This window comes from Domibacillus sp. 8LH, from assembly GCF_038806185.1.
In the GTDB taxonomy this organism is placed as follows: Bacteria; Bacillota; Bacilli; order Bacillales; family Domibacillaceae; genus Domibacillus; species Domibacillus indicus_A.
In genome coordinates this window covers 13,718-34,066 of record NZ_JAVJNG010000007.1, presented here as the reverse complement: position 1 = coordinate 34,066, position 20,349 = coordinate 13,718, and the positions used below count along the sequence as shown (strand labels likewise).

The 20,349-nt window shown below is 46.1% G+C and carries 24 protein-coding genes; 4 read left to right on the top strand and 20 right to left on the bottom strand.

All coding sequences use genetic code 11. The features are described from left to right. Positions 1-13: 13 nt before the first annotated feature. The gene (locus tag RG959_RS11020) at positions 14-448 is read right to left on the bottom strand and encodes a DnaD domain protein (protein WP_251272487.1); all 435 of its coding nucleotides are present in this window, start codon (positions 446-448) and stop codon (positions 14-16) included. 160 nt (positions 449-608) lie between these two features. On the opposite strand from RG959_RS11020, the gene RG959_RS11015 reads away from it, so the two are divergent. Beyond that, positions 609-905 carry a hypothetical protein gene (locus RG959_RS11015; protein ID WP_342797156.1) on the top strand — a complete coding sequence of 99 codons (297 nt, stop codon included), beginning with the start codon at positions 609-611 and terminating at the stop codon, positions 903-905. A 42-nt stretch (positions 906-947) separates the two neighbouring features. Here RG959_RS11015 and RG959_RS11010 read toward each other — a convergent pair whose 3' ends face one another. From RG959_RS11010 to RG959_RS10975, 8 genes are all read right to left on the bottom strand, one after another. Then, positions 948-1,577, bottom strand: a complete 630-nt coding sequence (locus tag RG959_RS11010) for a LysE family translocator (protein WP_342797155.1) — start codon at positions 1,575-1,577, stop codon at positions 948-950. Between the two features lie 135 nt (positions 1,578-1,712). After that, on the bottom strand, positions 1,713-2,429 hold the full coding sequence (locus RG959_RS11005; RefSeq protein WP_309090790.1) for a YebC/PmpR family DNA-binding transcriptional regulator: 717 nt from the start codon (positions 2,427-2,429) through the stop codon (positions 1,713-1,715). A gap of 73 nt (positions 2,430-2,502) precedes the next feature. After that, positions 2,503-3,288 (bottom strand): enoyl-CoA hydratase-related protein, encoded by a 786-nt coding sequence (locus RG959_RS11000; RefSeq protein WP_342797154.1) that lies wholly within the window; start codon positions 3,286-3,288, stop codon positions 2,503-2,505. 128 nt (positions 3,289-3,416) lie between these two features. Next, positions 3,417-4,448 carry an NADH:flavin oxidoreductase/NADH oxidase gene (locus RG959_RS10995; RefSeq protein WP_342797153.1) on the bottom strand — a complete coding sequence of 344 codons (1,032 nt, stop codon included), beginning with the start codon at positions 4,446-4,448 and terminating at the stop codon, positions 3,417-3,419. 136 nt (positions 4,449-4,584) lie between these two features. Next, the gene (locus RG959_RS10990; RefSeq protein WP_342797152.1) at positions 4,585-5,019 is read right to left on the bottom strand and encodes a MarR family winged helix-turn-helix transcriptional regulator; all 435 of its coding nucleotides are present in this window, start codon (positions 5,017-5,019) and stop codon (positions 4,585-4,587) included. A 168-nt stretch (positions 5,020-5,187) separates the two neighbouring features. Continuing rightward, a complete protein-coding gene (locus RG959_RS10985; RefSeq protein WP_342797236.1) occupies positions 5,188-5,505 on the bottom strand; it encodes a thioredoxin family protein in 318 nt (105 codons plus the stop codon). A 223-nt stretch (positions 5,506-5,728) separates the two neighbouring features. Next, entirely contained in the window at positions 5,729-6,568 is an 840-nt protein-coding gene (gene ypfJ / locus RG959_RS10980) for a KPN_02809 family neutral zinc metallopeptidase (protein ID WP_251272494.1), read from the bottom strand. Between the two features lie 183 nt (positions 6,569-6,751). Then, a complete protein-coding gene (locus tag RG959_RS10975; protein ID WP_342797151.1) occupies positions 6,752-7,240 on the bottom strand; it encodes an SRPBCC family protein in 489 nt (162 codons plus the stop codon). A gap of 165 nt (positions 7,241-7,405) precedes the next feature. Here RG959_RS10975 and RG959_RS10970 point away from each other — a divergent pair, with 165 nt between their 5' ends. Further along, positions 7,406-7,990, top strand: a complete 585-nt coding sequence (locus RG959_RS10970) for an LOG family protein (protein ID WP_342797150.1) — start codon at positions 7,406-7,408, stop codon at positions 7,988-7,990. A 67-nt stretch (positions 7,991-8,057) separates the two neighbouring features. Here the strand turns inward: RG959_RS10970 and RG959_RS10965 are convergent, their stop codons facing one another. The 4 genes from RG959_RS10965 to cypC form a co-directional block, all read right to left on the bottom strand. Next, a complete protein-coding gene (locus RG959_RS10965; protein ID WP_342797149.1) occupies positions 8,058-9,860 on the bottom strand; it encodes an ATP-binding protein in 1,803 nt (600 codons plus the stop codon). Positions 9,861-10,129: 269 nt separating this feature from the next. Beyond that, complete coding sequence (locus tag RG959_RS10960; RefSeq protein ID WP_342797148.1) at positions 10,130-11,044, bottom strand: LysR family transcriptional regulator; 915 nt, start codon at positions 11,042-11,044, stop codon at positions 10,130-10,132. A 114-nt stretch (positions 11,045-11,158) separates the two neighbouring features. Further along, complete coding sequence (locus tag RG959_RS10955) at positions 11,159-11,722, bottom strand: O-acetyl-ADP-ribose deacetylase (RefSeq protein WP_342797147.1); 564 nt, start codon at positions 11,720-11,722, stop codon at positions 11,159-11,161. Positions 11,723-11,727: 5 nt separating this feature from the next. Continuing rightward, a complete protein-coding gene (gene cypC / locus RG959_RS10950; RefSeq protein ID WP_342797146.1) occupies positions 11,728-12,987 on the bottom strand; it encodes a CYP152 family fatty-acid peroxygenase CypC in 1,260 nt (419 codons plus the stop codon). Positions 12,988-13,157: 170 nt separating this feature from the next. On the opposite strand from cypC, the gene RG959_RS10945 reads away from it, so the two are divergent. Together RG959_RS10945 and RG959_RS10940 are read left to right on the top strand one after the other, a co-directional pair. Further along, positions 13,158-14,891 carry an ABC transporter ATP-binding protein gene (locus RG959_RS10945; protein WP_342797145.1) on the top strand — a complete coding sequence of 578 codons (1,734 nt, stop codon included), beginning with the start codon at positions 13,158-13,160 and terminating at the stop codon, positions 14,889-14,891. A gap of 187 nt (positions 14,892-15,078) precedes the next feature. Beyond that, entirely contained in the window at positions 15,079-15,522 is a 444-nt protein-coding gene (locus tag RG959_RS10940; RefSeq protein WP_342797144.1) for a KGG domain-containing protein, read from the top strand. 96 nt (positions 15,523-15,618) lie between these two features. On the opposite strand, the gene RG959_RS10935 is transcribed toward RG959_RS10940, so the two are convergent. From RG959_RS10935 to proC, 7 genes are all read right to left on the bottom strand, one after another. Continuing rightward, entirely contained in the window at positions 15,619-16,080 is a 462-nt protein-coding gene (locus tag RG959_RS10935) for an aldo-keto reductase family protein (RefSeq protein WP_342797143.1), read from the bottom strand. Positions 16,081-16,321: 241 nt separating this feature from the next. After that, a complete protein-coding gene (locus RG959_RS10930; protein WP_342797142.1) occupies positions 16,322-17,026 on the bottom strand; it encodes a YjjG family noncanonical pyrimidine nucleotidase in 705 nt (234 codons plus the stop codon). Further along, a complete protein-coding gene (locus RG959_RS10925) occupies positions 17,023-17,493 on the bottom strand; it encodes a DMT family transporter (protein ID WP_342797141.1) in 471 nt (156 codons plus the stop codon). Before RG959_RS10925 ends, RG959_RS10930 begins: the two co-directional genes overlap by 4 nt. A gap of 16 nt (positions 17,494-17,509) precedes the next feature. Next, a complete protein-coding gene (locus tag RG959_RS10920) occupies positions 17,510-18,220 on the bottom strand; it encodes a Crp/Fnr family transcriptional regulator (protein WP_342797140.1) in 711 nt (236 codons plus the stop codon). Positions 18,221-18,238: 18 nt separating this feature from the next. Then, on the bottom strand, positions 18,239-18,664 hold the full coding sequence (locus RG959_RS10915; RefSeq protein WP_242235086.1) for a DMT family transporter: 426 nt from the start codon (positions 18,662-18,664) through the stop codon (positions 18,239-18,241). Between the two features lie 132 nt (positions 18,665-18,796). Continuing rightward, positions 18,797-19,138 (bottom strand): zinc ribbon domain-containing protein YjdM, encoded by a 342-nt coding sequence (locus RG959_RS10910; RefSeq protein ID WP_342797139.1) that lies wholly within the window; start codon positions 19,136-19,138, stop codon positions 18,797-18,799. A gap of 252 nt (positions 19,139-19,390) precedes the next feature. Continuing rightward, positions 19,391-20,233 carry a pyrroline-5-carboxylate reductase gene (proC, locus tag RG959_RS10905; RefSeq protein ID WP_342797138.1) on the bottom strand — a complete coding sequence of 281 codons (843 nt, stop codon included), beginning with the start codon at positions 20,231-20,233 and terminating at the stop codon, positions 19,391-19,393. Positions 20,234-20,349: the final 116 nt, after the last annotated feature.

The window sequence follows — 20,349 nt, the reverse complement described above, 5'->3', positions numbered from 1 at the left end:
CGCTGAAGCTTTTTTATGAGCGCGTAAACAGCTCCCGAATATAAGCGCCAAGCTGTTCATCTGTTAAATTACTGGCAGCCGCCCCACGGATCATATCCACTGTGAGGACGGTTTTTTTCTTCGAGTGAAGAATATCCGTCATCCAAAGCGTTTTATATTTTGTATGTTCTTTTTGAACGAGATTCATTGCTTCTTCTGCGGTTTCCACCTTTAACCTGCTCCAATGCATCGCAATTTTAAAAAGCGACGGGTGGCTGAGAGACAAGGAAGCCAAAAGTATGTATTGAATAAGGACATTAATCACCTCATCTCGCAGGTGGTACCGTTTATTTAAATCGGCAATAACAGTAAGATCCATATTAGAGACGGAATCTTTTCCAGTGGTATGCATGATCATCTGCCGTGGACTAATGCTTTTAAAATATGCGGCAGCGTTATGGCTCGTCATTGAGAGTGTCCTCCTTTTTAAAGAATGCTTATTCCTTTTCTTTCCCCGCCTGCCCCTTTCTAAAGCCTTCTTTTTTCTAGAAAATGTTTGAAGTTCCGTATTCCCGGCTATTCTACTACACAAAAGCTCTTTTAAGCCGAAAAAAGAAAGGACTTTTCCGATGAGTACAATAAAAGATCTTCACCACACAGATGAACCCGTTCAAGAAACCGGCACCTACATTTGTGCCGCTGGCAAAAGGGAAGAATTAAAGGAAGGCGAACAATTTCCTGTCTGCCCGAATACAAATGCACCGACCACCTGGCGCCATGAAGATCATATACACAATACCGGCGACCGCGTGACAGAAGCCGGTACGTATGTAGATGAAGACAAAGACGAAGTGGAGCTTGCACAAGGCGATACTTTCCCATCCTGCCCTAAATCCGGACAATCTACAACATGGAAACACGCTTAATAAAAAACAGCCTCTGGCATGAGAGGCTGTTTTTTACTTTTATCAGCGCCCTTGAAGTGCTATTTTAATGCCAAGGCCGATATAAATCGCCCCGATCACTTTATTACCGCCGCCCCGGTTCAGCCAGGAAACGCGCTTTATCCGCTCGCTGATCGGTTCGATGGCCAGCGCAATCAGCGTCGTATACACCACGCCGAGCAGCACGAAAATGAGACCGAGTGTCATAAATTGAAAAATAGACGCACCGCGCGCCGGATCCACAAACTGCGGCAAAAAAGCCAGAAAAAACAGCGCCGTTTTCGGATTCAATACTTCTGCCAGAATCGCTTGTCTATAAATGCGCCCGGCTGAAGCTGCCGATGCCTTTGCCATTTCCATTTGAGAAGCCTTAGCAAAAACAGCCCGGATGCCCATATAAAATAAATAAAAGGCACCAGCCCATTTCACCATATTAAATGCGGAAGCAGATGTCATTAAAATAGCCGACAGGCCGACAGCCGCAAAAATAGTATGAATTAAATCACCTGTTGCAAGACCCAGGCCGGTAATAACGCCGGCTTTCCGCCCGTTTTGAACCGTTCGTGCTGCCGTTAGTAAAACAGCCGGACCGGGAACCAAAAACAAGCCGATCACAACCGCCGTAAACGTCAGCAATGTCGAAAAATCAAACATGATGCACCCTCACTTTTGCTTCTTATTCTACTTTTATGATAGCAGGCACACCCTAAAATAATCCAGTTTATCTTGCTAAAGCGTTTTGGACAAAAGAAAAAGCAGCCGCTTCCTTAGAGCGCTGCTTTTTTCTTCTTATCCCAAATCAACGTTGTGGTATACCTGCTGTACATCCTCTAAATCTTCGATAGCATCAATCATTTTTTCGAATTGTGCCTGGTCTTCTTCTGACAATGTCACGTCGTTTTGTGCAAGCATCGTCAGCTCCGCAACCGTAAATTCTGTTACGCCCGCCGCTTTCAGCGCTTCCTGCACGGCATGGAATTGATCCGGCTCTGCGTACACAATCACGGAATCTTCTTCTTCAAGCACATCCCGTACATCGATATCAGCTTCCATTAACAGCTCCAGCACTTCGTCCGCTGTTTTTCCTTCCAAGCCAAACACAGCTGTTGCATCAAACATGTAAGCAACCGAACCGCTCACACCCATGTTTCCGCCGTTTTTCCCAAATGCAGCCCGCACATCAGAAGCGGTCCGGTTCACGTTATTCGTTAAAGCATCTACGATCACCATAGAGCCGCTTGGCCCAAATCCTTCGTAGCGAAGCTCATCGTAGTTTTCTTCCGCTCCGCCTTTTGCTTTTTCGATCGCCCGGTCTATAATCGTTTTAGGCACGCTGTATGTTTTCGCGCGCTCTAGCACCATCCGAAGCGCCTGATTGCTTTCTGGATTCGGCTCGCCCTGCTTGGCTGCTACGTAGATTTCACGGCCGAATTTGGCGTAAATACGGCTTGTGTTGGCATCTTTTGATGCTTTCTTTTCTTTAATATTATTCCATTTACGTCCCACACTGAACACTCGCTTTCCATTTTACAATCTATGTTTATTATACAATAAACATAGATCTCCATACAAAGAGGGTTTACTGATCCCGAAATACAGCCGGGCGCTTTTGGATAAAAGCAGTTACGCCCTCCTGCACATCTTGTGAAGCAAACAGCGCACCGAATTGTTCCACTTCAAGCGCCAATCCGTTCTCAAGTGGAAGCTCTGCACCCGCGAATACAGCCTGCATCGCTGCTTTTACAGACAAGCGGCTTTTCTGTGAAATGAGCTCCGCTATCCCGGCCGCTTCTTGCAAAAGCTGATCTACCTCGACAGAACGGTTCACCAAACCAATCCGTTCTGCTTCCCGTCCATCTATAAACCGGCCGGTTAAAATGAGTTCAAGCGCCGTTGCCGTATTCGTTAACCGGGTGAGGCGCTGCGTCCCCCCGTAGCCTGGAATCAAGCCAAGCTTTGTTTCGGGAAGCCCGAGTTTTGCTTCATGCACCGCAATCCGCAGCTGACAGCTCATCGCCAGTTCCAGCCCCCCGCCCAGGCAGGCACCATTAATCGCAGCAATGATCGGTTTTTCGGACTGCTCTATTTTTGTACATAATGCCTGGCCTTTCTGCGCGGCTTTCTTTGCTTCTTCTACCTGTCCAAACAAAGATGTGAATTCTTTAATATCTGCCCCGGCCACAAAGAAAGAGCCATCCCCTGTTAAAATACCAGCTCTGACAGACGGATTGTTATTCAGCTCATCGATACACTGCTCCAGCTCTTCCAGCAATCTTTCATTCAGCGCATTCACAGGCGGATTTTTCAGCATCATGTAAGCGATCTTGTTTTCCACTTTTGTTTGAATCAAAGAAAAAGGCTTCATTTCTATTCACTCTCCTTGTTAACATCTTGTTTTCATTTTATTGTACAAAAACCCAAATGAGTATTCATTCATTATTTACCCGCAAAAAAGCGTCTGAACAAACTTGTTCAAACGCTCCTGCTTCTATTTTATTTTCTTGGGAAGCCCATTTGGTACTGTTTAGGAATGCCTGCTTCTTTTCCTAATTGAACACCTGCTTCAAGCGTCCAGTTTGGATTTCTCAGCATGCCACGTCCGACCGCCACAAGATCAGCTTCTTCGTTGCCGATCACCGCATTAGCCAAAACAGGCTCATCCAGGCGCCCGACTGCAATAACGGGTACGTCGACCGCTTCTTTAATAGCCCGCGCCAGTGGTACTTGATAAGCGGCATGCGTGCCCGGCCGTCCAGCTGCGGCAATTGGACCTTCGCCGCCTGCGCTAATGTGGAACATGTCAACACCTGCTGCTTTATACTCTTTTGAAAAGGCAATGCTTTCCTCAATGCCATAGCCGCCTTCAACATATTCTCTTGCAGAAATACGCATAATAAGCGGCATGTCTTCCGGCATTTCGCTCTTAGCCGCAGCAATCACTTCTTTTCCGAACTTTGTTAACTCTTGTCCATATTCATCAGTCCGTTTATTTGTCAGCGGAGACTGGAATTGGTGAATCAAGTAGCCATGCGCTCCGTGAAGCTCAATGGCGTCCACTCCTGCTTCCACTGCCCGGCGGACAGCAGACCGGAATTTTTCGACCATCTCTTTTACTTCTTCCGTCGATAATGCTCTTGGTGTTTTAGACTTCTCGTCAAAAGCAATGGCAGATGGTGCCACCGGCTGCTCCGCATCTTCTGCTTTGCGTCCGGCATGAGCGATTTGAATCGCCACTTTTGCTCCGTGCTGGTGAACAGCATCAATAATTCGTTTTAAAGCTGGAATTTGCTCGTCTGACCATAAACCTAAGTCAAAGTCTGTAATACGGCCATCCGGCTCCACGTCGGTCATTTCAATAATAATAAAGCCTGTTCCGCCAACTGCCCGGCTGACATAGTGAACAAAGTGCCAGTCATTTGCGATTCCGTCTTTTGCTTCTACCGAGTATTGGCACATTGGCGGCATCACGACACGGTTTTTTAATTCAAGTCCTTTTATTTTGTAAGGTGTAAACAAATGCTCCATGCTGTTCGTCTCCTTTTCCCTGCATTTTATATGTATGCGCGTGCATGTAAATTATCCCTTACCAAAACTTCTCTGTCAAACAATGCGCATTGCATACAAAAAAGCTTTCCCCAAATGGAAAGCTTCCTAAACACACTTATCTTTTCAGCTGACGAAATGCAGACTGAAGACTTTCTTGAACAGCCGAGCTTGAAAAAGCGGACTCGAGCGTTTTGCAAAAAGTATTTAATACCTTTTCCAGCTTTTCTTCTCCTTCTTTTGTAAGCGAAGCGTAAATGGCACGGCGGTCATCCACGCAGCTATGACGCCTGAGAACCTGGCAGTTTTTTTCTTCAAGCCGGTTTACCAGGCGGGACAGCGCACTTTGACTTAAGCCGACCATTTCCTGCAGCTGATACAATTTTAGTTTTTTCTCAGGGGCTTCTGATAAAAACAGCAGCACGTAGCATTCATTTAGCGAAAGGCCGTGTTCCTGCTGCAGTGCCCCCTCCAGATCCTGGGCAACAGCCGCCTGCATCCTGGTCAAGGCGAGCCACCCGTTAAACAGCGGCGCCTTTTGATCGTTTTCCATCTTCACGTTCACCTATTTCTGCAAAATAATCATCCTATGCATGAAGCAGTATACTTCATTATACTATGTCGGCTTCTTCCTTCAACAGCAGGCAGGCCGCTGCGTTTTTACCGCCTGGCTGCGCCCATGAAAAAACCACTGCTCAAATCGAGCAGCGGCATAAGACAATCAAGCGGATAAGCTGTTAAGGAACGCTTCAATTTCTTCCTGTGTTTTCCGGTCTTTGCTGACAAATCGGCCCGCTTCTTCTCCGCTATGGTAAGCGACGAAGCTCGGAATACCAAATACATTCAGCTCACCGCACAAGTCAATAAACTCATCCCGGTCTACATAAATAAACTGATATTCCGGATAATCCGCTTCAATACCCGGCAAGATCGGCTCAATGACCCGGCAGTCCGGGCACCAGTCCGCTGAAAACATAAAAATAACGCGCTCTTCTTTTTTCAACTGCTCAAATTGATCCAGTGATTGCAATTTTTCCATCATGATTCCCTCCAGCTTTTTTCATGTACAACCCATTATACGACTTTTTAAGCGAAAGAAAAAAGAAGAGGTTTCAACGGCCGTTGAAACCTCTTCTTTTATCGTGCCTCGTCCGGATTTTTTATAATGAGCCGAGTTATTCTGCTGCCGGTCCGGTAAAAACTTTTTCCGGCTATGCAGCAGAATCATCCGGCCCTGTTATTCATAAATCCACCTAAACCCTTTATAAATCCTTTGCGTTAAAGGTGTCTCCGTTTTCTAAATTACCGGATTGAAAACCGCGGTAAAACCATTTTTTCCGCTGCTCTGATGTACCGTGCGTGAAGCTGTCCGGTACAGCATATCCTTGCGAGCGCTTTTGAATCGTATCATCTCCGACGGCGCTTGCCGCAGTCAATGCTTCTTCTACGTCACCTTCTTCAAGCAAATCCATTCCCTGTGCATGATGAGCCCAGACGCCCGCATAGTAGTCGGCCTGCAGTTCCAGCTTAACCGAATATTTGTTGTACTCTTCTTCGCTCAGCTGGTCCCGCAAAGCATGTACTTTTTGGGAGGTGCCCAGCAGTGTTTGAACATGGTGCCCGACTTCGTGGGCGATTACATACGCCATTGCAAAGTCTCCAGGTGCTTGAAACTTGCTTTGCAGTTCTTGATAAAAGCTTAAATCGATGTAGAGCTTCTGGTCACCCGGACAATAAAAAGGACCGACCGCTGAGGTGGCGGTTCCGCAGGCGGAGTCTACACTGCCGGAATATAAGACTAAAACCGGTTTTTCGTATACCATGCCTTCTTCCTGAAATACTTTGGTCCATACATCTTCTGTATCAGCCAGCACAACAGACACAAACTCGGCAAGCTCCTGATCTTGTTCGGTTTCTTCGTAAGGAACCGTATTGGTTCCCGACATACCGCCAAGTAATTGAGACGGATCACCGCCAAGCAGCGTAAAAATAAGCACTATAATTAAGCCAACTCCACCAAGCCCGCCGCCAAGCACCGCTTTTCCGCCCATGCCCCGCCGGTCTTCCACGTTTGAGCTGCCCCTTCTTCCCTGCCATTTCATTGTATTCCCTCCTCCAGAAAAACCTTGATCGTACTAGTGTTATACCCAGCGGAGAGAAGCGTTAGACTGTGAAAAAAGACATTTTTGCCCGCGGGCTGACAGAAAAATGTAGAAACACCATATAAAAAAGGGACCGATCGTCTTTTTCATTAAAAAAACGAATCGTCCCTTATAAAAGTTTCTTTATGATCGGATGTTTTCTATATAGGCTTCAAGCTGTACAAATGTCCCGGAAAATCCTTTTTTAATGGCTTCTTCGGCGGATTGAAACACCGCTCTTTCTTCTTCTGTCGCGTTAAACGGCAGTCCTTCTATCTCAATCGTCGTCTCGCCGTTTTCTTCTGAAAAACTTAGCGTATTTAAAACTTCAAGCGGCCAGCTTTCATTGAATGGCGCACGGATCGTCTCCCCTTGTTCGTCCGCAAATGAACTGGTAAAAGCAAGCTTGTTCGGTGATTCCACTTTATGATATGTAAATTTTCCGTACACCACTTGTCCATCCGGCAGTGTCTGCTTGTAGTGAAACAGCCCGCCCGGCTTCACGTCAATCGATACAACACCAAGCTTCACACCCGGCGATCCCCACCAGTGCAGCAAATGGTTTCCATCTGTCCACATGCTGAACACAAGGTCCTGCGGTGCATGTACTTGTTTTGTAATAACTACGTTCATCTCCCAATCCCCTTTCATAATACGTCCTTCTATTGACTATACGTCACATAAAGAGGATTGTACATGCCCGATGTAAATCTACTGTAAAGATCGGGACTCTGCTGTTCTGTTTTCCTAACAAACAAAGTATACTTGAAGAAAAAGAAAAGAAACGGGGCTAAGTGGATGAAGAGAATAGCAGTTTTTTGCGGTTCGGCAAGCGGCGCATCAATAAGCTATACAGACAGCGCTGTTTCACTCGGAAGAGAACTGGCCAAGCGGGGTATCAGCCTTGTTTATGGCGGATCGAGCGCGGGGCTCATGGGGACAGTAGCCGACACGGTTTTGCGGGAAGGCGGCGAAGTAATCGGCGTGATTCCAACATTGCTGAAGGAGCGGGAAATTGCCCATACCCGGCTTACCGAACTGCATGTTGTGGAGTCGATGCATGAAAGAAAAGCGAAAATGGCCGAACTTGCTGATGCATTTATTGTACTGCCGGGCGGCGCCGGCACGATGGAAGAGTTTTTTGAAGTGTTTACGTGGGCACAAATCGGCCTTCATCAAAAGCCGATCGGCCTGTTGAATGCTGCGAATTATTTTGATCCGCTTGTTTCCTTCTTTGACCATATGACCACTGAACAATTTTTACAGGAGCAGTACCGTTCCATGCTCTTAGTCCATGATTCGGCAGCACAGCTGATCCGCTCGTTTCATGCGTACGAACCGCCGGCTGTGAAAACATATAAAAAAGAAAAAACCATGTATTAAAAAAGCATGCTTCCTTTTCTATGGAAGCATGCTTTTTGGGCAGTTTCTTCTTTTTTCCGGGCGAATGTCAGGCGCCTGCGCTTTTCTCTTCCTTCTCACCCGCTTTAATCGGCAGCCAAACGGTTACCTTTGTTCCTTCTCCTTCACGGCTTTGGAATGTCATATCGCCGCCGTGCTCCTTTATAATTCTCATGCTGACCATCAGTCCAAGTCCCGTGCCTTTTTCCTTACTCGTATAAAAAGGTTCCCCGAGCTTTTCTAGCCGCTCTTTTGGCATGCCCATTCCCCGGTCTGTTATAGAAACGGCCAGCCTGTTATCGATTTGCTCGTGGTCAATGGCAATGATACTATTTTTCGGCGAGGCTTCCACCGCATTTTTTAACACATTAATAAATACCTGCTTAAGCTGATTTGCATTTCCTTCAAGCTCGACCTCTTCCTTAAACGGCTCCATTTGAATATTGATGCTTTGGGTGATCGCCTGCATATTTAAAAGGTCAACGACGTCTCTCATTAAATGGCTCAAGGTAATGCTTTGTTTCACGATGACTTCAGGCTTAGCAAGAACGAGCATCTCGCTCGAAACGAACTCAATACGCTCAAGCTCATCGAGCATAATCTTCGTATATTTCGGATCAATGGAATATTCCTGATCAATCAGCTGAATAAATCCCTTTAAGGAAGTGAGCGGATTGCGAATCTCATGGGCGACGCCGGCGGCCAGCTGGCCGACAATATTCAACTTTTCTGTTTTTCGTATATATTCTTCCTTTTGCTCCATTTCGGTAATATCCGTCGCTACACAAAGCAGTTCCTTATGCCCTGCTGAAAAAAAGAGCGGTTTTTTCGTTATCTGTACTGTGTAAATACGATTATCCGGCGTTTGTAAGTACTGTTTTTCCTGTATCTTTGCTTCATCTTTCTCCAGCAGGTACATATCTTCCTTTGCCATCTCTTCTGCCTGCTTTGGATCTGCATAAAAATCGCTTTCCCGTTTTCCAAGCATTTGTTCAGAAGAAACGCCATATAAAGCAGCAATGGCAGCGTTCGCCATCGTAAAGCGTCCGTACTGGTCTTTTGCATAAATAAAATTCGGATTCGCATCAATGACTCTTCGGAGAAAAAGCTGCTGAATCAACAGCTGTCCGTTTACTTCCTCCATCTTGTTGTAAATCAATTTCACGTATGCTGTGAAAATGCCCATTACCAAAATAATAAGAGCCAAAATCGCTTGAAACAAAGGGCTGTCCGATGATAAATTGATTACCCCGAATGAGTACGCTAGTAAAAGAGAAACGAAAAAGACTCTTAAGAACGTACGGCGATGCTTGTCGACGATTTTAAATGTTAAATAAATAGCGAGCAAATCCATCACAATAATGAATAAAACATGAATCGAGAACGTCCAGCCAAGCGGACCCGCCATCGGATAGTAAAACTCATCATTAAACGGCGGGATGGAATGGCGATCAAAACCGGCAATCCCAAGCGGTGTCCAGCTGATCATATAAACGGCAATAGTCCAAATGAGCATACCGATATAGGAAAAGCGATTGATCATCTTTTGAAGTATTTTCTTTTTCCGGACATCAAACTGCAGTTCTTCAAAAAAAAGCAGCTGATAAACCATATAAAATAAAAGCGGAGCAAAAATAACTGTTCCCATTCTAAAAAAACGGAACAAGCTTTCAATCGTTCTCTGATCCAGCCATTTCTCACCGTAGAGAACAGCAATGCTCATCTGCCACATTGAAACCGCTAAATAAAAAACAGCAAGCGGATAGGTGACACGCTGATACTTAAGGCGAAACAAAATGACAAACGTTGTAAGCGGAATAAGCGAAAAAAAGACCATTAATAAAAAAGCCATGTCATCACCTGTAAAATGTACTTGTTTCTTCTATCCTACAGGAAACCGGCTCATGTTTCGAACATTTTTTCGCCAGCCCTTTAGAAAAGTCAAAGAAAAAACAGGGGAAGCTCTCCCCTGTTTTTTCATCCCCCAACGACCTAAAAGTGTTTTTATTTGTGCTGTCGTTTGTATTGATTCCCTTCGTTCGTTAAGTTGTATGTATCATCATAGAACGAAGGTATAGCGTAACGGTTAGAATAGATTTTCCGCTATAGATAAAAGTTATATCACGGAGCCAAATGAGCCTCGATGATATTTTGAAGCTCCTGGAGATACACGTGCGCCATCCGGCCAAGCCGTGTTTTTTCATGTGCGACCCAGCCGACCGTAATCGTTTCATCTGCCTCAAGCGGTACTGGCACAATATTCGAGCCGTTTAAATCCTCGCTTAAAATACCGGTAGAAATCGTGTAGCCATTCAATCCAATCAATAAATTAAACAGCGTAGCCCGGTCGCTCACCTGAATGCTTTTAGAGCGTGGAAGCGTGCTGAACAGCTCTTCTGCATAATAAAAGGAATTGAATTCCCCCTGCTCGAACGACAAGCGCGGGTATTCTTCCAGGTCTTCAAGCGTAACGGATGCTTGGCCGGCCAGTGGATTTTGAGCGCTGACAAAAATGTGCGGTTTCGCTTGGAACAGCGGATGAAACAAAAGCCCTTCTTCCTTCAGCAGCTGTCCCATCACTTTTTCATTAAAAGAGCTGATATAAAGAATCCCAATCTCGCTGCGCAGGTTTTTCACGTCCTCGATAATTTCATAGGTTCTTGTTTCACGCAGTGTAAACTGGTACTCATCTGCCCCATGCTTTTTAATCATGTCTACAAATGCATTGACGGCAAATGCATAATGCTGTGTGGAAACAGAGAAAAGCTGGCGTGCCGACGGGGATCCTAAATAGCGCCGTTCAAGCAGTTCTGCCTGCTCGACTACCTGACGTGCATAGCCTAAAAATTCCGCTCCATCTGTAGACAGTGTAATGCCTTTTGGTGTCCGGATAAAAATAGTAATACCAAGTTCAGCCTCCAGCTCTTTCACAGCTTTCGACAAGCTCGGCTGTGACAAAAAAAGCCGGCGTGCCGCTTCATTAATCGAACCGCAGTGCACAATTTCAATCACATACTTTAACTGCTGCAGAGTCATCTTTCTACCTCTTTACTTTACATATTGATCTATTTTTCTAAACCCCTATTATGCCAAACAACGACCGCTTTGTGAAACAAGGGATAGCACGTACAAAAAAACCGCTGAGCTTGCTCAGCGGCCTTCTTCCTGCATAACGCGGTTCATAGCCGCTTCATAAATCCGGTAGTCGTGATCTGAAAACAATGTAAAAGCTACATAACCAAAGGCCTGCTTCTCCAGAAAATCGATGACCGTGCGGAGAGCGACAACCGCTGCCTGCTCGATCGGAAAACCGTATACACCGGTCGATATGGATGGGAACGCGATGCTTTTAATCCCGTTATCTGCTGCCAGCATTAAGGTATTCTGGTAACAGGAAGCAAGCTTTTCTTCTTCTCCTTCTGACCCGCCGCCCCACACAGGGCCTACTGTGTGAATCACATATTGAGCCGGCAGCTCGTACCCTTTTGTCAGGACGGCTTCACCTGTTGCCAGCTCTTCCCCGTTCAGCTGTTCAGTACGGATTTTTTTGCACTCATCCATTAGCGCATGCCCTGCTGCCTGGTGAATGGCTCCGTCTACCCCGCTGCCTCCAAGCAGTGACCCATTAGCGGCATTGACGATCGCTTCTGTTGTCTGCTCAGTAATGTCTCCGACCATGAGTTCAAGAACATTATCATTGATTTGTGTTTTCATTGTCTTCACTCCTTTAATTGGATGTTACGCATGATAAAGCCGCTTTTCGGCATGCTTGGCATGCTGGTCATACTGAAGCTGATATCCTGCTCAGGTACTTCGTAAGACAAACGGTTAACGAGAAAATCAACGCTTACTTTCATCAGCTCGATCGTAATCCACTCTCCTGCGCAGCGATGCCCATTATGATAGTCGCCGCCGCCCTGCGGAATAAAATCGAACGGGCTTTTGTCCCACTCTTCAAACCGTTCCGGCTGAAACAAATCCGGATTTCCCCACAGATGCGGGTCATGGTTGGTGCCGTATAAATCGAGAAGCGCTAACGTTCCTTCCTTAAAGTGCATGCCCCGCCATTCAAAATCTTTTTTCACTTTAGCGCCCGTGAAAGGAAAAAACGGATAAAAGCGGCGGACTTCCTGCACAAAATATGTTGTATAGGAACCATTGGCAGACGTTAATTTTGGTTTTTGCTCTGGAAACTGATGCAGCGCAAGTGCCGTAAAAGCAAGGTAAATGGACACCGCTGTAATCGGCCTTAAAATGTTCACCACTTCTACAGCGGCTGTTTTTGTATCCAATACTTCACCGTCGGGCTCCCGATGATGAGAAAACACATACAGCGTTGATTCTTCCGGCGGATGAAGCTTTCCAGCCCGTACCTCTTCAATCAGGCCGCCTACCCACTTTTCAGCTTTTCGTCTGGATCGGCGCGTTTTCCAGTATTCCGGTCCGGCTGAAACGGCGGATTCAAACAAAGCACTCAATTCCTCTGTCCGCTGCTGTACTTCCTCTTTCTCAAGCGGTACACCGGCCCATTGGCAGGCAATCCGGCACAGCAGTTCTTTGGCTTCTGTGTATAAAACGATCTCGTTTTGCTGTGTCCACTTCCTTGCTGCCTCTTTCCACTGTTCTTCGGCGATGTCATTCAGCCGGGCAATGTGTTTCGGAGCCATTAAAGACATAAAAGCCGCTTTGCGCTGCCGGTGTGCTTCCCCGTCAAGTGTTTGAACGCCGCCTTCTCCAAACAGCGTTTTAACGACTCTCTTCGGCGCCGCTCCTTCCCGCTGAAACTTTGCCGGATCATAAAACAAAGCGGCCGCTTCCTTGCCGCCCATACAAATCGCCGGCTTCCCCATTAAACTTGTTTCAAACAAATCGGATTGAAAAGACCTGCGCCGGCTTGGTATGTACATGTATCCTTCTCTAAGCAGGCTTAAGCTTTGATCCAGCCCTTCTTCATGCGGCATTTCGTTTTGTCCGGACATCCACATCTCTCCTTTATGTTTTATGCTCCTCTTTGTTTTCCCCCTTTTGTCGGAAATATAGCTTTTTTTTCGCAAAAAGGTTTCCGTTCCCTGTAAAACTTTGGCCATGCTGTTTTTTCCTTAAGAGAGTATACTGAAGGAAAAACGAGTATAGATAGGAGTTTATTCTGGTGGAAAACCGACCGAACAGCTTAAAGCCTTTTGTTTCTCTTCTTTTGTCGTCCGAGTTTCCACAGCGGCTGCTTGTTGCCGGACTGGCAGCAAGCGTGCTGACGACAGCTGCCGGGCTGGTCGTTCCTTTACTGACCAAAAACCTGGTCGATGGCTTTTCGCTTTCTTCCTTGAGTGTACCCCTCATGTCTGCCATCGCCCTTGCTTTTATCGCCCAGGCTGTCATTAACGGCCTCTCGATTTACTGGCTCAGCGTTGTCGGTTATAAGATTGTCTCAAGCCTGCGTGACCGGATGTGGATGAAGCTGATCCGGCTGCCTGTTTCCTATTTCGATCGGCAGTCAAGCGGAGAAACCGTCAGCCGGGTCGTAAATGATACAAGTGTCGTACAGGACTTGATTTCTAACCGATTTCCTCAATTTATTTCTGGCATCATTTCGATTATCGGTGCTGTGATCATTTTGCTTTTGATGGATTGGAAAATGACGATGCTGATGCTCGTCTCTGTGCCGCTGACGATCGCCATTATGTTTCCGCTTGGGCGGAAGATGGCGCAAATCTCGCGCGGGCTGCAGGATGAAACAGCCGCTTTTACCGGACACGTGCAGCAGACGCTCGGTGAAATTCGCTTAATGAAAGCTTCAACGGCTGAACAAAGCGAAGAAAAAAAAGGATTAGCGGGAATTGAAAGACTCTTTCAGTTTGGATTAAAGGAAGCACAGATTTTCGCCCTGATCGCGCCGATTATGTACCTTGTCGTCATGATCGTCGTTGTGATGATTATCGGCTACGGCGGCATACGTGTGTCAAACGGAACTATGTCAACCGGTTCCCTTGTCGCCTTTTTGCTTTATTTGTTTCAAATTATTATGCCCATTACCTCATTCGCGATGTTTTTCACCCAGCTTCAAAAAGCAAAAGGAGCCACTGAACGAATTATCGCGATTCTGGATTTACCGCCGGAGCCTGGACAGGATGGAATAGCCATGGATATTAAGAATGAACCTATCCACGTAGAGAATGTATCGTTCGCTTACAGCAAAGAAGAGCCTGTTTTAAAAGGAGTGTCTTTTACAGCACAGCCAGGTGATATGATTGCCTTCGCCGGACCGAGCGGCGGCGGCAAAACGACGATGTTCGGTCTGCTTGAGCGATTTTATGAACCGTCTTCCGGTGAAATTCGAATTGGCTCAACACCTATTACGGACTTATCGATGGCTTCGTGGCGCAGTCAAATCGGCTATGTACCCCAGGAAAGTGCCATGATGGCTGGCACGATTCGGGAAAACTTGGTTTATGGGCTGGCAGGCGGCAAAACAATTCCGGATGAACAACTGTGGGAAGTAGCGAGAATGGCTTATGCCGACCAGTTTATTAGAAGCTTTCCGAACGGTTTGGATACAGAAGTAGGCGAACGCGGTGTGAAGCTGTCCGGCGGTCAGAGACAGCGTATTGCGATTGCCCGCGCTTTTTTGCGGGACCCGAAAATTTTAATGATGGATGAAGCAACAGCCAGCCTCGACAGTCAATCAGAAGGGATTGTCCAAGAAGCGCTGGTGCAATTAATGAAAGGCCGAACCACCTTTGTGATCGCTCATAGGCTTTCTACGATTGTCGACGCCGATCAAATTATTTTCATTGAAAAAGGGCAGGTTACAGGAATGGGAACGCACGAGGAGCTGCTCGAATCTCATAAGTTGTACCGTGAATTTGCTGAACAGCAGCTGGCATAACATGGATGTACTGCAAGGTTTTCATAAAGAGCTGAGAATAAAAGAACATATGAAGAGGCTTTTTCCTGCGCTTGAAAGCGCCTTTTTAGTTCTTTCGATCTTTTTTTGCAAATTCAGTTTGATTGATTGAGAGCCGGGTAACATACAACCGTAAGCAAAATCCAAATTTACTGAGGAGGAATTTTCGATGGCTAATAATAACAACGATAAAATGAGTCGAGAAGAAGCAGGACGTAAAGGCGGAGAAGCAACAGCAAAAAATCATGATAAAGAATTCTACCAGGAGATTGGACAAAAAGGCGGAGAAGCTACCGCTGAAAGCCATGACAAAGAATTCTACCAGGAAATCGGACAAAAAGGCGGAGAAGCTACCGCTGAAAGTCATGACAAAGAATTCTATCAGAAGATCGGACAAAAAGGCGGAGAAGCTACTGCTGAAAATCATGGTGAAGAGTTCTACCAGGAAATCGGCAAAAAAGGTGGAGAAGCTACCGCTGAAAGCCATGACAAAGAGTTCTATCAGGAAATCGGACAAAAAGGCGGAGAAGCCAGAGGCCGTAATGATGACAACGATGGCAAAATGAGCCGCGAAGAAGCAGGCCGCAAAGGCGGACAAAGAAGCCGCCGTTAAAACGGATGCTTGAAGCTCCCTCAATAACGGTAAAAAAGCCCGTGGACAATATCTTCTTTGAAGATGTTGCCCGCGGGCTTTTCGTGTATAAATACTTTAAGCCGCACCATCGTGATACGGTTCTAGCGACATATGCATCAAGAAATGTAAAAATTCACTGTTGTCTTCCTGTAAAAGGCGGCTTGCGTAACTCCATGCGTTTGTTTCAATCCGCAGAGCGATCCGTTTTTTCTCCAGCGGATCATCCGTGCAGTCAAGCTGGTCGGCCAGCTCTTCCAGCTCCCGGTCTTCCGCATGGCCAAGTTCATGGGCAAACACAGCGGCTAAATGCTGTTCAAACGGCTTCAATGAGCCGTAGAGTGTCCGGCACTGTTCTTGAATACCATCCCAATAAAGCGTAATTTTATGCTGAGCCAGGCTGTATTTGCCGCCGGCGATCGTATGGCGGCCTTCTGAATCATGAATTTCAACAGAAACACTGCTGCCGGATCGGTCAAGAAGGTGTTGAACGACTGCTGGAAGCCCATCTTCTCTCTTATAAAGTTCCATTTCTCTCATTTTTTCTCTTTACCCCTGATCCTTAAATTTTTCTCTATAGGCGGAGGAAGCATGTTAAAAATTGAACAATCAAGTTATTTTACTATTATACGATATTCGGGCTTCTTTCGTACATGAGAACAACTTAAAGAAATAAATCACTTGCTGCCCGTGTATTCCTCCTCATAAAAGAACTAATCATTTCCCGGGAAAACACGGTGCTTTTCATTCTTCTCTTTATCCCGCGAATGTATTGGCTCCCTTATACTGGCTCCTTTTCCCTCACAAGGATCTGCGACAACTCTGCGAGTGCTTGAATCTGATAAGTCGGCTCAATCCCTGCTTTGTTCAGCTTCATGCCCGGGTTAAACCAGCACGTATCAATCCCTGCCTGCTGTCCCCCCTTGATATCCGCATTTAATGAATCTCCAATGATCAGTGCTTCTTCTGCATTGAAATGAGGAATGCGTACAAACACATAATCAAAAAATTCCTTCATCGGCTTTTGAAAACCTGTATCTTCAGAAACAAAAATACCTTTAAAAAGCGCATGAAGATTTGAATCCAACAGGCGTTTATATTGTGTTTTTGACACTCCATTTGTCACAATGTACAAGTCATAGTGCGGCTGCAAACCCATCACCAGTTCCAGTGCGCCCTCTATAAGCTGGTGGCCTTCCTCTAGATAGCCCCGGTATTTTGCTTCCAGCACAGTTCCATCCACTGAGTACCCGTATTCTTGAAACAGAAGAGAAAAACGGCTGTTTACAACTTCTTCACGCGTGATGCGGCCTTCTTCAAACTCACTCCACAGCCGTTGATTGATTTGTTTATATCTTTCTTTTATTTCATCCGTGAGCTGCATGTTTTGCTCAGCAAAAAGCAGAGCCAGTGCCGCCTGCTCTGCTGCGCGAAAATCTAAAAGCGTATCATCAATATCAAATAACAATGTTCGGTAGTGTTTCATTCAAATCGCTCCACTTTCTTTTCTGCACTGCGTTCCCCGCCTAGCTTAAATACCACAATTCCTCCCACAATGACCAATACCCCAATAAACTGCTGAAGCGTAAATGGCACCTGGGCAAGGCCAAGCCAGCCAAATGAGTCCCATAAAAGCGCAAAGCCCAGCTGCGCAGTAAGCACAACCGCCACTGCATATGTCGGGCCCAAAAGCTTAATCCCCTGCACAAGGCACGTTACCACTCCTACACCGATTAAGCCGCTGAACCAAAACCATGGCTCCATTGGCTTAGGCTCTAGAAGCTTTCCGCCTTCAAACAGCAAACCCATCAAAAAAGACGCCGCAAAGCCCATCCCGAGAACAAGCGTAGTCGTTGCCCATCGGCCTGCCCATTCATTTACCTTACTGTTAAAGACATTTTGCACGCTGACCAGTGTACCGGCCACAAGTGCAAACAATAAACCCATTGCCATCCTTTCTTCTCCCTTCCTATCTGCCTGGCGGCTCGTAAATACTTTGTCCTGCCAGTGCCTGAAGCCCCTGCCGGTCCTTGACTATAATACATCCTTTTTTTCTCTCCACAAGCCCTTGAGCACAAAATGACTGAATCACCCGGTTCATATGGCGATAACTTGTGCCAATTAAGTTAGCCGCATCTCTTAAACTGGATGTACTCAGTTTTCCTTCAAAAAGTGCATGAGACTCATCGAAGGAAACCGATAATAAATAGCTCGCCAGCCGTACGTCTACCGGATACATAAAATGAAAGTTTAACGATGTGGACTTCACGTAAAACTTTTCTGTAATGATATGAAGCAAAAATTGTAAAAGCGGCGGGTGATCGGCCGCCCATTGCTTCAACAGATGATGATGCACACCAATCATCACTGCCGGCGAAACAGCTTCCACCGTGTTAATGATGTCTATTTCCTGTACATACTCGATATCGCCAATAACGGCAAGTGGCTTTTGAAACGAAAGAATAAGCGTTTTTCCTTCAGCAGAAGTGGTATAAACCTTCAGTTTCCCTTTGACCAGCACATAGACATTCTCAAGTGCTTCACCTTGAGAACACACCCATTCTCCTGGCTCAAAATGGTATAAAGATAAATACGGCTGCAGCTCATCCGGAAAAACAGACTCAATGTGATGCATGCACAAATAATCTTTCAGCTGCTTGCTGTCGGTCTGCTCTTTCACCTTTTTTCCCCCATTCGGTTAAAGCTTTAAAATCACCACGCCAGCGACCATCATCATAATGCCGATCACCTGCGGCAGCCTGACTTTCTGTTTTACAACGCCAAACCATCCATTCAAATCAATGATAAAGGTAAACAGAAGCTGCGCGATAAGCAGTACCGCAATCGTTAACGTTACGCCTACATGCTGAATGGCCGTCACATTGCCGAAAATAATGATGGCAGCCAGAGCGCCGCCTGCCAAATAAAGCGGCTTTACCTGCTTAAACTGCCCCCAGGTTCCATCCCGGACAATCAGAAAAACGAGCAGCGCTGCCAGAAAACCGGTCAGCTGTGTTAATGAAGCGGCCTGCCATGTGCCGATGGCGTCACTAATTCGTGTATTGGCTACACCCTGCAATGTAATAAATGCTCCGCCTAAAAAAGCGAAAAAAATCCCTTTCATCCTGCTTCTCCTCATTCTTTGTTTTTTCTTATTAAAAAACAAAGTGGCAGACGCTGAAAAGGACATATGTCCTCAATCATTAAAAAAGAAAAGAATTCATTTTGAAAAGCGCTTCAAAATGAATTCTTCTTCTTAAATCTTTTTCACAAATTCCGACTTCAGCTTCATCGCACCAAACCCGTCAATTTTGCAGTCGATGTCATGATCTCCATCCACCAATTGAATGCTTTTTACTTTTGTGCCAATTTTAATGACTGATGAAGTGCCTTTTACTTTTAAATCTTTAATCACTGAAACAGAATCTCCATCTTGCAGGATGTTTCCATTCGCATCTTTCACTACTTTACGATCCTCGCTGCTCTCGGCCGCTGCGCCAGGCGTCCATTCATGTGCGCATTCCGGACAGACAAGCACATTTCCATCTTCATATGTATACGCCGAGCCGCATTCCGGGCAATTTGGCAGTTCTGTCATTTGTATTTCCTCCAACTTCACTGTTTCTTCCCAGTATACAATGAATCCTGGAAAATCGTAAGCTCGTGACTTACAGTCTTTCTCCGAAAGCAATCTACCCTAAAAAGTGGTGTTCCTTGAAGACAGCTTTTCTCTTGCCTTAGAAGAAAGGCTTTATTTTTCTTCTCTATGCTGTCTCGTTAAGAATGGCTTCCAATTTTCACAACCACCCGTTTTTTCGTCGTATTGGCCACCCAATTACTCCTTTTCAACTTATACGTGTGTTGCTGTATGGGAAAACTGTTCACTAATTTCTTTTGATCTTTTTGCGGCGCCTTTGACCGCCTCGTATATGGCTTCCCCTCCGCCAAACGATTCGAGCGCTGCCAGTCCTGCATACGTTGTGCCATTCGGCGATGTAATGTTCTCTCGCAGCTCGGCTGGCGTGTTTTCCTGCCGCATAATCATTTTGGCCGCGCCAAGCAGCGTCTGCGCACCGATCTCCCGGACCATTTGAATGTCCATGCCGCTTTCCCGGCCCGCTCTTTCCATTTGTTCGAGTAAAAAATAAAAGTATGCCGGACCACTTCCCGCAATGCCCGTAAATAGATCCATCTTTTCTTCTTCAATAGAGTACACTTTTCCGATGCTGCTCAAAAGGGCGATTGCAATGTTTATGTTTTTTTCCTTCACCCAGCGCCCTGCGCAAATCGCTGTTGCAGATTCACCGGCAATGGCTGAAGTGTTTGGCATGGCCCGGATCACCTGCTGGCCTTCTGGAAAAAATGCCTCGATAAAGGCGGTTGTGAGGCCGGCCATCACCGAAACAATCACCTGATGCGGACGGACGGAGCCTTTTAATGACTGCAGCGCTGTATCTGCGTCTTTCGGCTTCATAGCTAAAATAAAGAAATCGATTTGATCAAACGGCAAATCACCGCTTTGCATCGCCCGGATTCCGTATTTTGCTTGAAGCGCCGCCCGTTTTTCATGATTGCTGTGGTTCGTGACGATCACATGCTCCGGAGCCCATTGCCCATTTTGAACAATCCCCGCGATCATGGCCTCCGCCATTGAACCTGCACCTAAAAACGCGACTATTGTTTGTTTGCCCATCTGTCTCTCCTTCGTGTTCGTATTTTCTGTTCGTATTTTCATAACGGTTTTCATACTAACATGCTCAGGTTGTATGTCAAGGGAGAACCCTAGAATAAAAAGCAGACCGAACATAT